This is a genomic window from Kitasatospora sp. NPDC023120 (assembly GCF_055560835.1).
The window spans coordinates 13987-27665 of record NZ_JBVHHY010000045.1; the positions used below are offsets into that span (position 1 = coordinate 13987).

Consider the following 13679-nt stretch of genomic DNA (forward strand, 5'->3'; position numbering starts at 1 on the left):
GGGGCGGTGCGCCCCGACGGGGTAGCCCGGGCGGTGCGCCCCGAGGGGCGGCCCGGGCGGGGCGGTGTCCCGACGGCTAGGAGAGCGCCGCGAAGCCGGTGCAGAGCAGGCGGACGCTGCGGGCGAACTTCTCGTCCTGGCCCAGGGGTCCGAGCAGCGGGCCCATGACCAGGGGGAACCGCTCGCACAGGTCGGCGCGGAGCTCGGCGGTGACGGGCGGCGGCGTCGCCGGCTGGTTCTGCTCCTGGAGCACGAAGCCGGTGACATGGCTGAGCAGGGTGTCGGCGGCGATGCCGCAGTGATCGGCGGGCAGGCCGGCGTCGAGGAGGGTGCGCAGCAGGCGCTCCATCAGGGAGAGGGCGCCGGTGCTGAGCACGCCGGGGCTCTCGGCGAGGAGCTGGGCGCCGCCGGGGTGCTGTTTGATGCTCAGCCGCAGGGCGGTGGCCTGGGCCTCGATGCGGTCCTGCCAGGGGGCGGCGGGCGGGAGGGCGGCCAGGGCCTCGGTGCCGGCGTCGTAGGCCCGGCGGCAGACCCGGTCGGCCATCAGGGTGAGCAGCTCGTCCTTGCCGCGCACGTGGTAGTAGAGGCTGCCGGCGTGGGCGTCCAGGCGGTCGGCGACCTGGCGCATGGACAGGTTCTGGTAGCCGACCTCGGCGAAGACGGCCATGCCCGCGTCGACGATGCGCTCCTTGGTGAGCTTCATGCGTCCCACCGTACAGCGATTTCCAACACCGTTCGAAAGCTGTGCTAGTTTTGCGCCGTCAGGTTTCGAACGGTGTTGGAAAGCGCCGCAACCGGGGGGAGGGCCAGGCGGATGGGGGCGATCGTCTTCAACGTGACCACGGCCGCGCTGATGGTCATGATGGTCAACTGCGGGCTCGGCGTGGTCGGCCGCGACACCCTGCGCGGACGGCCGCTCCCGTGGGCCGCGATCGCCCTGACCGCGCTCGCCGTCGGCGGCGTCCTGCTCCAACTGGCCTGGCCCGGCGCGATGGACGCGCTCGACGCGGACCCCGCCAAGTCCGGCTGGTGGCGCGAGTTCACCTCGGTGTTCATGCAGAACGGCGGCCTCTTCGGCGGCCTGTGGAACATCGTCACCCTCGCCGCCGTCGCCGCGCTCGCCCAGTGGTACTGGGGCGGCCCGCTCACCCTCGCCTTCTTCCTCGCCGGGATCCTGCTGCCCGGCCGGATCGACACCCTGATCGGCATCGGCGACGGCCCCAGCACCGACCCCCGCAACTTCGCCGGCAGCTCCGGCGCCACCTACTTCCTCGGCGCCACCCTCGCCCTCGCCTTCCTCACCCGCACCCGCCTGCCCAAGGAGCTCGCCCTGGCGGCCGGCGTCCCGGCGCTCGGCCTCGCCATGTGGATCGCCCAGGACAACGGCCACGGACTCGTCTGCGGCTACGGCTTCGCCCTCGCCGCGGCGGCGTGGGCCGTCCGCCGCCGCCTGGCCCGCCCGGTCCCCGGCCGCACGGCCTGACGGCCTGACGGCTCGACCCGCGGCCTTCCCGGCCGGTCGGCGGCGCGCGGTCAGGCGCCGAAGACGGCCGCGGGGTCGCCGGTGAACCAGGTGTTGTCGATGCGCATCCGCCGGATGAGCCAGCGGCTGCCGTCGCGCACCAGGTCGACGGTGTAGGGGTTCTTGAGCAGGGCGTGCGCGCCCGGGTCGCCGGTGAGCAGGTGCTGGGCCTCGACCAGCGCGGTGAGGCGGGCGGTGTCCCCGTCGATGCGGATGCGCGGGTTGGTGACCTGGTGGGTGGTGTCCACCCGGCCGGTGAACATGGCCAGGATGGTGTCGACGATGGCGTCCCGGCCGGTCATCAGGGGCGGCTCGGCGCCCCAACGGGCGGCGGCCGGGCGGAAGTCCAGCTCCGCGTCGGCGGTGAAGGCCGAGGCGAAGAGCTCGCGGTCTTTCAGGTCCTGGCCGAGGCCGAACCGGTAGAGGGCGTCGGTGATCTCGGCGCGGTCGCGCAGTTCGGCGACGACGGCGGCGGTGTGGCCGGGCTGCGCGGCCAGGGCCTGCAGGGGGTGGGTCGTCATGGTGTCCGTCATGGTGTCCTCCGCGGAGTGGGACGGGTGGGGTCCGACGTCACCCACTCTGCTGCCGTGATCGCCGGCGAACAACGGCCGTCTGCGCAATGATCGTGAACTCGGGCTTGACGACAGGGTGGCGTGTGATCGAGCGGTACGAGGTGGAGTCGTTTCTGGCACTCGCGGAGGAGCTGCACTTCGGGCGCACCGCCGAGCGGCTGCGGGTGTCCACCGCGCGCGTCAGCCAGACCATCCGCAAGCTGGAGCGGCGGGTGGGGGCGCCGCTGTTCGTGCGCACCAGCCGCCGGGTCGAACTCACCCCGCTCGGGCGTGCGTTGGAGGCCGAGCTGAGACCGGCCTGGGAGGCCGTGGGCGCGGCGCTGCAGGGAGCCGTCGACGCCGGGCGGGGCCTGTCCGGCAGCCTGCGGGTCGGCTACGTCGGTGCCGCTGCCGGGCAACTCCTGATCGGGGTGGGGGAGTTGTTCCGGGAACGGGCCCCGGACTGTGAGGTGCGGCTCCGGGAGGCCCGGACGACGGAGACGGTCCGCTGGCTGCGCGAGGGTGACGCCGACCTGTGCCTCGCCCCCCTCCCGGTGCACGAGCCCGACATCGTCCGCGGCCCGGTCCTGGTGCGCGAGGCCCGGATGCTCGCCGTCCCCGCCGGGCACCCCTTCGACCGCCCGGACGGCGCCCCGGTCGAGGACCTGGCGCGGGTGCCGGTGGTGCGGCTGCCGGACGGCACCGCCGTGCCGGCGCGGCGGGCGGACCACGTGCCCGACCCGGTGGCCGAGACCGTCCAGGAGGCGCTCACCCTGGTGGGGGCAGGGCAGGGGGTCCTGCCCGTCGGAGCCCACGCCCGGCGCTACTATCCGCGCCCCGACGTCGCCTACGTCCCCCTCGTCGGCGCGTCGCCGCTCGAATGGGGCCTGGTCTGGTCGCGCGAGCACACCACCGCCCGCGTCCGCGCCTTCGCCGAGGCCGCGGCCGACCTGGTCGGCGACCTGCCGTGAGGGCCGTTCGGCGCCCCGGCCGGGGGCGGCTCCCCGGCGCCCTGGCACCGACAGCCCCGGCGCGGCCCGGAAAAGTTTTTTGGATCCACCTGCAACCCCCGCGGGTGCCGCACGTCTAGTGAAGTGAGAGGCGCGGAAGGGGGCCACCTTCCGGCGGCGGGGGAAGCCCCGCCCGCGAGCCGGCGGGTCCACAGGTCCATGGGCCCCGCCCCGGCCGCTCGCCCGCTCACTCGCTCGTGTGTCCAGCCGCTTCCGGCGCAGCCGAACCCCGCGTTCGCCATGCCCATGCCAACATGTTCCAGGGGGGAACCATGTCCAGCACCACCATCCGCGTCCGCCGGTCCCGCCGTGCCGTCGCCGCGGCCGCCGCGCTCGGTGCCGCCGCCCTCGGCGGCTCGCTCGCGCTCCCGGCGCAGGCGGCCTTCGCCGAGGACGCGAAGGGCGCGACGACCGCCAAGACGGGGACGCTGACCGTCCAGGCCCCGGCGGTGGTCGGCTTCGCCGGGCAGCCGGTCGCGTTCACCGAGACCCTCACCAACACCGGCGCCGAGTCCGCCGTCTTCGCGCTGCTCCTGCAGACCACCACCGAGGCGGGCACGCCGCCGCACGCGATCACGATCGACTACAAGGACCCGGCGAACGGTGCGTGGAAGTCCGTCCCGCTGGCGTTCCACCCCGGTACGGACGAGGCCACCTACGACGGCGCGACCGGCGGCATCACAGTCGCGGCCGGCGCGACCCTGAAGCTGGACATGCGCATCGGCGCCCCGATGGGCCTGCCGCACGACGGTGCGAGCAACGGCGGCTTCCACTCCATCACCCTGAGCTCCCGTCTGACCCGGCCGGGATCGGGGGAGAACCTGGCCGAGCAGGTCAGGACGATCAAGGTCGAGTCCATCGGCACCTTGCTGGCCCGCGTGCCCGCCACAGCGGTCGCCGGCGGCGAGCCGATCGAGTTCGACGCGGTGCTGGCCAACCCCACCCCGTCCGCCTACGTCAACCTCGGCAACGTGCTCTTCACCGACGCCCACGCCACCGTCCAGGTCCGCAAGGCGGACGGCACGTGGACCACGCTGAAGAAGGTCTCCGGCGGGGACCCTGACGGCAAGCCCGGCGTCTACCTGCAGGGCCGCAACTCCTCCATCGGCGCGGGGAGGACCACGGTGACCCGGGTGCGGGTGTCCTACGACAGGACCACGCCGCCGGGCGTGACCGAGATCAACCCGTGCGTGTTCGTCAACGAGGGGTCCACCCCGTTCCTCGGGACCACCCTGTGCGACCAGGGCAGCACCGTCAAGGTCGTCGCCCCCACCAAGGCCCCCACCGAGACCTCCGACAGCACCCCCACCGAGACCTCCGACAGCACCCCCACCAAGGCGCCCGCCGGCACCCACGCCGGCGCCCCCACCAAGGCCCCCGCCGAGCCCACCACCCCCGAGACCGGCACCAAGCCCGCCACGGACGTGAAGCCCGCCACCGACACGACGCCCCTCACCGAGGCCGAGCCGGTGGCCCCCGCCCCCGGCGCAGCCGCCCCGGCCGCCCCCGTCGCGGGTGGACTCGCCGCCACCGGCGCCGAGTCCGACACCATCACGGCCGCGGCCGCCGCGGCGCTCGCCACCCTCGGCACCGGCGTGATCCTCCTCGCCGCCCGCCTGCGCCGCCGGTCCTGAACCACCCATGCCGCCGTGCCCCCGGTCACCCACCCGGGAAGGCACGGCGGCATCATCCGCGGAGACTGCCGCAGCTCGCAGGCCGCCGAGAACCACCGCGTCAAGGACCCGTTGCCGCGGGTCTGGACAGCGGTGCGGGAGTCGGCCAGTGTTCACCTCCATGACTCTCCCGCTCCCCGAGCACCGCCCCGGTGCCGCGCGCTCCGCGCTATTCGAGGCGGTCACCGCGGTCGGCGACGAGGCCGTCGCGCTGCTCGCCGGCTGCCGCGGCGACACCCCGATACCCGGCGCCCAGTGGACGGTCGCCGAGGCCGCCGCCCACCTGGCGATGGCCAACGAGCTGATGGCCGCACTGGCCGCCGGCGAGGAACGGACGTACGGGGACGGCACCGCGGGCTCGCTGGCGGCGGCGAACGCGGCCTCGCTGGCCGCCCGGCCGGAGCGGGACCCGGACGTGCTCGCCGAGGAGATCGCCCGGCAGGCACGGGAGTTCACGGCGGCAGCCGGTCGACGGGCCGGCCACGAGCCGGTGCTGACCCCGCTCGGCCCGATGGACCTGGACACCCTCGGCGCCTACCTGCTGACCCACATGCTGGGCCACCTCTACGACATCGCCTTCGCCCTGGGCCGCCCGCACCCGATCGACCGGCACCGCGTCGGGCTGACCATGCCGTTCCTGCGCACGGCCATGCCCAAGGTGACGGACGCCCGTGCCGCGGCCGGTCACAACGCCTGCTACCGGCTGCGGGTGCGCGGCCTGGGCGGGTTCGCGGTCACGTTCACGGACGGCGCCGCCGCGGTGAGCCAGGAGCCGCCGCGGCGCCCGGACTGCACGATCCTCACCGAGCCGGTCGCCTTCCTCCTCCTCGCGCTGGGCCGCCGCACCGCCGCCGGCGCCCTCGTCCGCGGCCAGGTGCTCGCCTGGGGCCGCCGCCCGTGGCTGGCCCCGTCCTTCCCCGGCCTGTTCACCGCCCCCTGAGACGCCGCCTGAGCTGTCGCCCCCTGATTTGAGTACGGCTACTCAGGCGGCCCGCCGCGGCGCTCCGCGAGCATGGCGGTACCACCCCGCCGACGGCCCCGAAGGAGCCCCGTCCCATGCTCAGCCGGATCGCCGACACCCTGGTGCCCGTCCTCGGCCGCCTGTCCGTCACCTCCGAGGTGGCGGGCCCGGTCGCCCCGGGCAGCATCGTCGCCGCCAACCACAGCTCGACCGCCGACCCCGGCGTGGTACTGGCCGCACTGCGCCGCCTGGGCACCGAGCCGGTCGTGATGGCAACGGCCGGGCTGTGGCGGGTGCCCGTGCTCGGCCGGGTGCTGCGCACCGGCGGGCACATCCCCGTCCACCGCGGCACGGCCCGGGCGGCCGAAGCCCTCGACTCGGCCGCGGCGGCACTCGCGTCCGGCCGGGTCGTGCTGATCTACGGCGAGGGCGGGCTGCCCAAGCGCCGGGACTCCCGCGACACCGAACCCGGCGCCTTCCGCACCGGCCTGGCCCGCCTCGCGGCGGCCAGCGGCGCCCCCGTGGTCCCGCTCGGCCAGTGCGGCGCCCGCCGCCTGAGCTCGGGCAGCACCGCCAAACAGCTCGCCGGCTTCGCCACCGCCCCGTTGCGCCGCCCCGCCCTGCACGTCCACCTCGGCACCCCGCTCCACCTCGAGGGCGACGTCACCGAGGCGACGGCCACCGCCCACCGCGCCGTCACCGCCGCCTGGCACACCGCGGAGCAGCGGCAGCGCGGGCGGGACCGGCGGGCGTAGGACGGGCGGGTTCCCGGGCGGCTCTGCCCGTGGCGAATCTGCGGCGGGCAGAGAAACCGCATCCAGGGGCCCGCCGGGGCCGAGAGTGGAGTCGACGGAACCCCTCCCCGACAAGGAGACCCGATGGCCCTGCTCACCACGCCCCCGCCCCGCGCGGGGGAGGGCGACACCGCGCCCAGTCCCTTCGACGACCACCTCGCGGCGCAGCTGCTCGCCCAGCGGATCGTCCTGCTCGGCACCCAGGTCGACGACGTGTCGGCGAACCGGGTGTGCGCGCAGCTGCTGCTGCTGTCCGCGGAGGACCCGCGCAGCGACATCTGCCTGTACATCAACAGCCCCGGCGGGTCGGTCACCGCGGGCCTCGCCATCTACGACACCATGCGGCTCGTCCCGAACGACGTCTCGACGCTGGCGATGGGATTCGCCGCCAGCATGGGCCAGTTCCTGCTCACCGTGGGGGCGCCCGGCAAGCGGTTCGCGCTGCCGAACGCGCGGATCATGATGCACCAGCCCTCGGCGGGCATCGGCGGCACGGCCGCGGACATCGTGATCCAGGCGGAGAACCTCCAGTTCACCAAGGAGGCCATCGAGCGGATCACCGCCGAGCACACCGGGCAGAGCGTGGAGACGATCGCGCGCGACGGCGACCGGGACCGCTGGTTCACGGCCGAACAGGCCAAGGAATACGGGATCGTGGACAAGGTGGTGGAGTCGCTCGCCGACATCCGCCCGGCCTCCTCGCGCCGACGGATGGGGCTGTGACATGGGCTCGTACACGGTTCCCTACGTCATCGAGCGCACCGCGCAGGGCGAGCGCTCCTACGACGTCTTCAGCCGGCTGCTGAACGAGCGGATCATCTTCCTCGGCACCGAGATCGACGACGGCGTCGCCAACGTGGTCATCGCGCAACTCCTGCACCTGGAGTCGGAGAACCCGGAGCGCGAGATCTCGATCTACCTCAACTCGCCCGGCGGATCGTTCACTTCACTGATGGCGATCTACGACACCATGACCTTCGTGCAGGCACCGATCTCCACCTTCTGCGTCGGCCAGGCCGCCTCGACGGCGGCGGTGCTGCTGGCCGGCGGGGACCCGGGGCGGCGGTTTGTGCTCCAGCACGCGCGGGTGCTGCTCGGCCAGCCCGCCAGCGGCGGCCGGCAGGGCACGGTCTCCGACCTCAGCCTCGCGGCCAAGGAGATGGTCCGCATCCGCTCGCAGGTGGAGGAGGTCCTGTCCCGGCACACCCGCCACGACGTGGCAACGCTGCGCGCGGACATGGACCGGGACAAGGTGCTCAGCGCCGAGGAGGCCGTCGCCTACGGCATCGCCGACGAGGTGCTGAGCCGACGGCTCCCGTTCGCCTGACCCCGCGCCGCGGCCGAGGGCCGGGCCGGCGGCCGGTATCACGGGGGTGTACCGGCCGCCCGGCCCGGTCAGGCGACGAGGCAGAGCCCGTCGTACCGCGCCGTGGGAGACGTACGGCGGCCCAGGCCCGCCCGGTCCACCCGGACCGTCCGGCTCGGGGCGTACCGGGCCAGCTCGTCCTGGGCGAGCGAGAGCAGGTCGCCGAGGCCGAGCCCCAGGGCCCGGGCGGCGGCCGCGAGCACCTCGGAGGAGGCCTCCTTGCGCCCGCGCTCCAGCTCCGACAGGTACGGCATCGAGATCCGGGCCGCCTCCGCGACGTCCTTCAGCGTGCGTTCCTGGGCGAGCCGCTCGCGCCGCAGCACGTCGCCGACCACGTCGCGCCACAGCGGCTCCCTCGGCGCGGGTGCCGGCGGTGCCCCGACCGGCCGCTGCTGACTGCGGGTCACCCCGTCGGACGCGGGCGGCGAGGCCTGCGGACGCAGGGGGATGACGCGGGCTTCGTTCGGCGCATGGGGCGCAGGAGTGCTCACCCCTCCAGCCTAGGGATCCGGGCCGCCGGGGGAAGGGCGCGGCGTTCTGCCCTGGGTGAAGCCGTACGACCGGGACGGCGCACGGCGTCACCCATGCCGCCATCGGCCGTCAGCCGTCAGCCGTCAGCAGTCGTTCGTCGGTTGTCAGTCGTCGGCGTCCGTGGCCCCGGCCGGCTGTCCCGTGTGCCACGACAGCTCGATCTCGCCGTCCTCCAGCTCGACCTCGATCTCGGTGCGGAGCTCGTCGGGGACCCGCAGCGTCAGCTTCCCGGGTCCGAGGTCCAGCTCGGCCTGACCGCCGCGCCGCAGAGCGGCCGCCAGCGCGTCGAGCTGATCAGCGGCCTCCTCGCGCGACAGGGTGCGCTTCTGTTCGAACTCAAGGTCCTTCACGGGTGCCTCCGGGCGGACAGCGGCGGACAGCAGATGCCTCCCATTCTCGCGCCGCCGCCCTCCACCGGCCCGGCGTGCACGGACCGTACGCGCTGCCCGCCCCGTCCCGCGCCCGTCCCGCCCGTCCCCGGCGCGTCCGCTCAACAGCAGTAGCCGGCCGCCTCGGCCCTGCCGAAATCGCCTGCGGCGAACGCCCCGGCGGGGATGGTGAAGTACAGCGTCCCGGCATCGCCCCAGCCCCACCCGAGGTCGGCGTCCTCGGCGAGCTGGAGCAGATGGACGGCAGGGCCGTCGTCGTCACGGGCGGTCACCGGCACCGTGTACGAGGTGTCGGGCCAGCCGAACGCGCAGTGGTGCCCGGCGGTGTTCCCGTCGAGGTCGGCCATCGCGTCGAGGATGAGCGAGGGCGCGCCCCAGTGCCGGTCCTGGTCGTACGCGAGGTCGCCGTCCTCGAGGTCCCAGCCGTCCGGGAGCATCGTCACCTCGACCGCGTGGACGGGCCGCGCCGGGTAGCGGCGGGCGGGCTCGGGAGCGGCCGCCGCGACCGCCCGCGCGGGATCGGCGGGCACCACCCGCCACGCGTCGGGACTGTACGGGTCCAGCTCGCAGTACTCCTCGTACGGCACGTCGGGATCGAGGTAGAAGAAGTTCAGCAGCCCCGGCCGCACAGGCAGCCGCCTCCCGGGCCACTGTTCCCCGAGCCACGCGGCGAGCGCGTCGGTGTCGAGCACGGCGTGCAGGGACAGCGGGACGCCCTCCGACTCCGGCCACGGGGTGCCCGGTTCGAGCAGCGCGGGCCCGCCGAGCCGGGACCGGCCTGCGGCGGGCGCCTCCGGCGAGGCCGGGACCAGCCGGAAGCCGCGCCGGGCCATCGCGGCGAACTGCCGCCCGGCCTGCGGGCCCAGCCGCTCCACACACAGCCGGCGCATGACGGCCGGGTCGTCGAACTCCATGCGGGGATCCTCTCAACCCGCGCGCACCACCCCGCGCGGCCCCCCCCCGGAGGCAGGTCTCAGGCGGTCGCCACGGAGCGGGGGAAGGCGAAGACGCCGTCCGGGTCGTAGCGGCGGGCGACGGCCTGCAGCCGGGGGAGGTTCGCGCCGTAGTACGCGCGGCCCCAGTCGGGCAGCGTGGCGTCGATGTAGTTGACGTGCGCGCCGAGCCGGTCCAGTCCGTCGCGGACCGCGTCCACGGTGGTGCGGACCCGGTCCTCGTTGAGGGTCGTGGCGCCGGCGTAGACCTGGGCGCTGGCGAGCGAGTCGCGGTGCGGGAAGGCGGTGGCGCCCGGCGCGGGCTCGCCGACGGCGCCGCCCAGCGAGTCGAGCAGCAGGTCGACGCCGGTGCGGCCCGCCATCAGCTCCGTGACCTTCGCCGGATCCAGCGGCGCCGGCCCCAGCATCCGGGAGACCGCGACGAAGCCCGCCCGGGGCAGGACGCCACCCTCCCAGGTGGGGTGGCACTGGGCGAGGGTGTCGTTCGAGCAGCCCGCCATGAACCGGGAAGGCCGCCAGCGCGCGGGCGGGAGTGCCACGGGTGGGAGTGCCGCGGGCGGCGGCCAGGGTGGCGGTGGCGCCGAGGGCGGCGAGGAAGCGTCGTCGGTCGAGGGTCATGGCGCGCCCTTCTCGCGTGCGGCCGTCGGTCCTTCGCGGGGCGTCAGCGCGGGTGGCCGGCGTCGTCCGTGGTGAGGACCTGGGTGTTGAACTTGATCTGCCACACGACGACCTGCCCGTCGGAGTGCTCGCACACCACGGCGCCGTCCTGCCAGGTCCCGTTGTCCGGGTACCAGCGGCTGCCGACCGGGTCGCCCTGGTTGAGGTGGACGTCGTGGACGCCGAGCCCGTCGTCGAAGCGCTGCCCGAACACGTAGATCCTGCTCGCGGCCCGGACGTGCGGGAGCAGGACGTCCAGCGCGTTGTCGCCGTTGCTGCTCACCCACGGGAAGGCGCGCACCGGCAGGCGGGCGGCCAGCCGGTCGGCGAGGTCCGGTCCGAAGGCGGGGGAGCCGGGTGCGGGGCGGGTCAGGGCGAGGCGGACCTTGCGGAGCAGTGCGGCCAGGGCGGCGAGCCAGGTGGTGTCCTGGAGCGTCGGGCTGCGGGCGTAGTCGAGCGCGCCGGAGTCCGGTGTGGAGGCCAGCGGGTGGAATCCGTCGGCGAGGGCCCGGACGGTGGCGATGTGGTCCACCGTCAGGTCGTCCACCAGCCGGTAGGCGACCCCGATGTCGGTCGGCGCGTCGACGTCGAGGGCGGTGGGGCAGAGGCCGTCGGGCGTGGCGAGGGTGAGGTGGCCGTGGTACCAGTGCCCGAAGTCGTGGGACGGGTCCCGGGTGAACGAGTGGAACGTGCCGGCGGCGACGCCGTACAGGGGGAGGGGCATGGCACCAGCATCCGGGCCCGGGTCGTGCCTGCCACCCGCCGACAGCCGTGCGTGTGACGCGGTGCCCGCCCCCTGGCAGGCCTCCGCCCCCACCCGGCCGGTCGTGGTGTGAACGACCGGCCGGGCGGGGGCGGGGGAGGAGCGTTCCCCGGCCGCTACCTGCCCTCCAGGGCCGCCACCAGCTGGGGCAGGTGGCCGCCGGCCACGGCGAGGGCCAGGTGGTCGTGGTAGTCCCGGCTGTGCACGATCAGGCCGTCACGCACCCGCAGCACCTGGACGTTCGCGGCCTCGAAGCTGCGCCCGGTGTCCCGGTGGTGCGCCAGGTAGTCGAACTCGGCGACGACCACCTCGGGGTCGTCGGTCTCCCGCACCACCACGTTCCGTGCCCGCAGCTCCAGCGGCGACTGCGCGCCGACCTGCGCGAACCGCTCGGCGAGGACGGCCCGCCCCTCGAAGCGGCGCGGCCCGACCGGCTCGAAGACGGTCTCCACCACCGCGTCCTCGGCGTAGAGCCGGGCCAGCTCCGAGAACCGCCCCGCGGTGATGCCCTCCAGCAGCTCGAGGAAGACCTCGCGCGGCGTCGGTGTTTCGGACATGATCAACCCCCAGGATCGCGCCGCTAGAATCGGACCAGCGACTCCGCTTGGAACGATACGGACTGACCGCTCCGGTTGTCCACAGGTGCGTCCGCGCTCGCCGCGGCCGGGAGGGAGACCGGAATGAGCCAAGCCCCGCAACGGCCGCTGCGCGCGGACGCGGCCCGCAACCGGGCCAGGCTGCTCGACGCCGCCACCGAGGTGTTCACCACCCGCGGCGTCGGCGTGCCGACCGAGGAGATCGCCCGCGCCGCCGGCGTCGGCGTCGGCACCCTCTTCCGGCACTTCCCCACCAAGGAGGCGCTGCTGGAGGCGGTGATGGTCCGCCGGCTGGAGACGATCACCGCCCGCACCGCGCAGCTCGCCGCCGAGGCCGAGCCCGCCGAGGCGTTCTTCGCCTGCTTCCGCCTGATCGTCGAACACTCCGCGGGCAAGCAGGAGTTCACCCGCGCCCTCGCCGAGGCCGGAGTCGACGTGCACGCCTCCCTGCGGCAGTCCACCGAGCTGATGCGGAACCAGCTGGCCGGCATCCTGGCCGGTGCCCAGCAGGCCGGAGCCGTCCGCCCCGAGGTGGGCCTGCCGGAGCTGATCGCCCTGCTCGTCGGCGTCGGCACGGCGACCGAACAGCTCACGGCCGACCCGGCCGCCCGCGAGCGCATCCTCGACGTGGTCTTCACCGGCCTGCGCCCGCACTGACCGCAGGGCCGGCGACCGGCCCGTCCGCCCGATGACGACGAGAGGGACCAGCCCCACCGTGCCGAACGCGCCCGTGATCCGCAGCGACGTCCCCGGGTCCTTCGCCTGGGGCGTCTTCCACGAACGCCACCCCGAGCTCCTGCGGCGGGTCCTCGACGCCCTGCCGTACGGCCCCGGCGAGAGGGCGGCGGTCGGGCGGCTGCTCGTGGAGAGCACCGACGGCGTCCTGGAGCCGCCGCGCGCGGACGCCCCCGACGCCGCGCAGTGGACGGCGTGGGGCGAGGGCCTGTGGGGCAGGCCGTGGGGCGAGGCGCCGTTCCTGTGGGCGGAGAGCTACTTCTACCACCGGCTGCTCGACGCCACCGGCTACTTCGGGCCCGGTGCCTGGCAGGGCGTCGACCCGTTCGCGCCGTTCAAGGCCGCCGAGCTGGCCGGGGCGGCGGTCGACGAGGAACTGGCCGCGCTGGACGTGCTCGACGACCTGCCGCAGCCCCGGCGGGCGCAGGCGCTGCTGTCGTCCGCGCTGTGGGGCAACCGGGCGGACCTCAGCTTCCGGATCACCGCGGAGCCCGGCGGGCCGGCCGACTCCGACCTGGTCGCCGACGACAGCGCGCTGCTGTGGGCCGCGCTGGAACGGGCCGGCGGCGGGCCGGTCTGCGTCGTCGCCGACAACGCGGGCCGGGAGCTGCTGCCGGACCTCGTCCTGATCGACCACCTCCTGGCCCACGGCTTCGCGGCGCGGGTCGCCCTGTACGTGAAACCGCAGCCGTACTTCGTGTCGGACGCGACGACGGCCGACGTGCTCGCCGCGCTCGAACGCCTCCGCACCGCGCCCTCGCGGGCCGCCGCCGCGGTCGGCGAGCGGCTGTGGCGGGCGATGGGCAGCGGCGCGCTCGTGGCCCGCACCCACCCGTTCTTCTGCGCGCCGCTGCCGTTCCACGACCTGCCCGCCGACCTGCGGGCCGAGTTCGCCGGCGCGGCGCTGACGGTCTTCAAGGGCGATCTCAACTACCGCCGCCTGGTCGGCGACCGGCTCTGGCCGCCGACCACCCCGTTCACCGACGTGACCGGGCACTTCCCGTCGGCCGTCGCGGCCCTGCGGACGCTGAAGTCGGACGTGGCCGTCGGGGTCGACGCCGCCACCCTCGCCCGGCTCGACGCCGGCGGCACGCCGTGGCGCACCGACGGCCGGCACGCCGTCGTCCAGGTCGACGCCCGACGGTAGCCGGGGCGGCTCCCGCCGCCGTCAGGGCGGG

General features: G+C 75.0%; 17 protein-coding genes. 9 read left to right on the forward strand and 8 right to left on the reverse strand.

Annotation, left to right across the window (positions count from 1 at the left end; all coding sequences use genetic code 11):
- Window positions 1-76: 76 nt before the first annotated feature.
- Window positions 77-703, reverse strand: a complete 627-nt coding sequence (locus tag ACZ3TI_RS37910; RefSeq protein WP_465734618.1) for a TetR/AcrR family transcriptional regulator — start codon at window positions 701-703, stop codon at window positions 77-79.
- A 111-nt stretch (window positions 704-814) separates the two neighbouring features.
- Between ACZ3TI_RS37910 and ACZ3TI_RS37915 the strand changes: the two genes are divergently transcribed.
- Window positions 815-1483 (forward strand): hypothetical protein, encoded by a 669-nt coding sequence (locus ACZ3TI_RS37915; RefSeq protein WP_465734620.1) that lies wholly within the window; start codon window positions 815-817, stop codon window positions 1481-1483.
- Between the two features lie 50 nt (window positions 1484-1533).
- Here the strand turns inward: ACZ3TI_RS37915 and ACZ3TI_RS37920 are convergent, their stop codons facing one another.
- A complete protein-coding gene (locus ACZ3TI_RS37920; RefSeq protein ID WP_465734622.1) occupies window positions 1534-2055 on the reverse strand; it encodes a nuclear transport factor 2 family protein in 522 nt (173 codons plus the stop codon).
- A gap of 122 nt (window positions 2056-2177) precedes the next feature.
- Here ACZ3TI_RS37920 and ACZ3TI_RS37925 point away from each other — a divergent pair, with 122 nt between their 5' ends.
- The 6 genes from ACZ3TI_RS37925 (at window position 2178) to ACZ3TI_RS37950 (ending at window position 7838) form a co-directional block, all read left to right on the forward strand.
- Window positions 2178-3044, forward strand: a complete 867-nt coding sequence (locus tag ACZ3TI_RS37925) for a LysR family transcriptional regulator (protein WP_465734624.1) — start codon at window positions 2178-2180, stop codon at window positions 3042-3044.
- Window positions 3045-3355: 311 nt separating this feature from the next.
- A complete protein-coding gene (locus ACZ3TI_RS37930; RefSeq protein WP_465734626.1) occupies window positions 3356-4717 on the forward strand; it encodes a hypothetical protein in 1362 nt (453 codons plus the stop codon).
- A gap of 160 nt (window positions 4718-4877) precedes the next feature.
- A complete protein-coding gene (locus ACZ3TI_RS37935) occupies window positions 4878-5696 on the forward strand; it encodes a maleylpyruvate isomerase family mycothiol-dependent enzyme (protein ID WP_465734628.1) in 819 nt (272 codons plus the stop codon).
- A 116-nt stretch (window positions 5697-5812) separates the two neighbouring features.
- Window positions 5813-6472, forward strand: coding sequence for a lysophospholipid acyltransferase family protein (locus tag ACZ3TI_RS37940; protein ID WP_465734630.1), 660 nt, complete (start codon window positions 5813-5815; stop codon window positions 6470-6472).
- A gap of 123 nt (window positions 6473-6595) precedes the next feature.
- The gene (locus ACZ3TI_RS37945; protein ID WP_465734632.1) at window positions 6596-7234 is read left to right on the forward strand and encodes an ATP-dependent Clp protease proteolytic subunit; all 639 of its coding nucleotides are present in this window, start codon (window positions 6596-6598) and stop codon (window positions 7232-7234) included.
- A gap of 1 nt (window position 7235) precedes the next feature.
- The gene (locus ACZ3TI_RS37950; protein WP_189925871.1) at window positions 7236-7838 is read left to right on the forward strand and encodes a ClpP family protease; all 603 of its coding nucleotides are present in this window, start codon (window positions 7236-7238) and stop codon (window positions 7836-7838) included.
- Window positions 7839-7906: 68 nt separating this feature from the next.
- On the opposite strand, the gene ACZ3TI_RS37955 is transcribed toward ACZ3TI_RS37950, so the two are convergent.
- The 6 genes from ACZ3TI_RS37955 to ACZ3TI_RS37980 form a co-directional block, all read right to left on the reverse strand.
- Window positions 7907-8368 (reverse strand): helix-turn-helix domain-containing protein, encoded by a 462-nt coding sequence (locus tag ACZ3TI_RS37955; protein ID WP_465734633.1) that lies wholly within the window; start codon window positions 8366-8368, stop codon window positions 7907-7909.
- Window positions 8369-8512: 144 nt separating this feature from the next.
- On the reverse strand, window positions 8513-8758 hold the full coding sequence (locus ACZ3TI_RS37960; protein WP_465734635.1) for an amphi-Trp domain-containing protein: 246 nt from the start codon (window positions 8756-8758) through the stop codon (window positions 8513-8515).
- A gap of 140 nt (window positions 8759-8898) precedes the next feature.
- Window positions 8899-9711 (reverse strand): DUF1963 domain-containing protein, encoded by an 813-nt coding sequence (locus ACZ3TI_RS37965; RefSeq protein WP_465734637.1) that lies wholly within the window; start codon window positions 9709-9711, stop codon window positions 8899-8901.
- Window positions 9712-9770: 59 nt separating this feature from the next.
- The gene (locus ACZ3TI_RS37970; RefSeq protein ID WP_465734639.1) at window positions 9771-10289 is read right to left on the reverse strand and encodes a BBE domain-containing protein; all 519 of its coding nucleotides are present in this window, start codon (window positions 10287-10289) and stop codon (window positions 9771-9773) included.
- A gap of 122 nt (window positions 10290-10411) precedes the next feature.
- Window positions 10412-11131 carry a DUF2278 family protein gene (locus tag ACZ3TI_RS37975; RefSeq protein ID WP_465734641.1) on the reverse strand — a complete coding sequence of 240 codons (720 nt, stop codon included), beginning with the start codon at window positions 11129-11131 and terminating at the stop codon, window positions 10412-10414.
- A gap of 155 nt (window positions 11132-11286) precedes the next feature.
- Complete coding sequence (locus tag ACZ3TI_RS37980; RefSeq protein ID WP_465734643.1) at window positions 11287-11727, reverse strand: nuclear transport factor 2 family protein; 441 nt, start codon at window positions 11725-11727, stop codon at window positions 11287-11289.
- A 123-nt stretch (window positions 11728-11850) separates the two neighbouring features.
- Between ACZ3TI_RS37980 and ACZ3TI_RS37985 the strand changes: the two genes are divergently transcribed.
- Both ACZ3TI_RS37985 and ACZ3TI_RS37990 read left to right on the forward strand, forming a co-directional pair.
- Window positions 11851-12423 (forward strand): TetR/AcrR family transcriptional regulator, encoded by a 573-nt coding sequence (locus ACZ3TI_RS37985; protein ID WP_465734645.1) that lies wholly within the window; start codon window positions 11851-11853, stop codon window positions 12421-12423.
- Between the two features lie 31 nt (window positions 12424-12454).
- The gene (locus ACZ3TI_RS37990) at window positions 12455-13648 is read left to right on the forward strand and encodes a damage-control phosphatase ARMT1 family protein (protein WP_465734647.1); all 1194 of its coding nucleotides are present in this window, start codon (window positions 12455-12457) and stop codon (window positions 13646-13648) included.
- Window positions 13649-13679 lie beyond the last annotated feature (31 nt).

Bases quoted from the DNA above. Each gene is read 5' to 3' on its own strand.
- ACZ3TI_RS37910 (WP_465734618.1), bottom strand. From the start codon at position 703: ATGAAGCTCACCAAGGAGCGCATCGTCGACGCGGGCATGGCCGTCTTC.
- ACZ3TI_RS37940 (WP_465734630.1), top strand. From the start codon at position 5,813: ATGCTCAGCCGGATCGCCGACACCCTGGTGCCCGTCCTCGGCCGCCTG.
- ACZ3TI_RS37980 (WP_465734643.1), bottom strand. From the start codon at position 11,727: ATGTCCGAAACACCGACGCCGCGCGAGGTCTTCCTCGAGCTGCTGGAG.
- ACZ3TI_RS37990 (WP_465734647.1), top strand. From the start codon at position 12,455: ATGACGACGAGAGGGACCAGCCCCACCGTGCCGAACGCGCCCGTGATC.
- ACZ3TI_RS37985 (WP_465734645.1), top strand. From the start codon at position 11,851: ATGAGCCAAGCCCCGCAACGGCCGCTGCGCGCGGACGCGGCCCGCAAC.
- ACZ3TI_RS37975 (WP_465734641.1), bottom strand. From the start codon at position 11,131: ATGCCCCTCCCCCTGTACGGCGTCGCCGCCGGCACGTTCCACTCGTTC.
- ACZ3TI_RS37920 (WP_465734622.1), bottom strand. From the start codon at position 2,055: ATGACGGACACCATGACGACCCACCCCCTGCAGGCCCTGGCCGCGCAG.
- ACZ3TI_RS37935 (WP_465734628.1), top strand. From the start codon at position 4,878: ATGACTCTCCCGCTCCCCGAGCACCGCCCCGGTGCCGCGCGCTCCGCG.
- ACZ3TI_RS37965 (WP_465734637.1), bottom strand. From the start codon at position 9,711: ATGGAGTTCGACGACCCGGCCGTCATGCGCCGGCTGTGTGTGGAGCGG.
- ACZ3TI_RS37930 (WP_465734626.1), top strand. From the start codon at position 3,356: ATGTCCAGCACCACCATCCGCGTCCGCCGGTCCCGCCGTGCCGTCGCC.
- ACZ3TI_RS37915 (WP_465734620.1), top strand. From the start codon at position 815: ATGGGGGCGATCGTCTTCAACGTGACCACGGCCGCGCTGATGGTCATG.
- ACZ3TI_RS37950 (WP_189925871.1), top strand. From the start codon at position 7,236: ATGGGCTCGTACACGGTTCCCTACGTCATCGAGCGCACCGCGCAGGGC.
- ACZ3TI_RS37945 (WP_465734632.1), top strand. From the start codon at position 6,596: ATGGCCCTGCTCACCACGCCCCCGCCCCGCGCGGGGGAGGGCGACACC.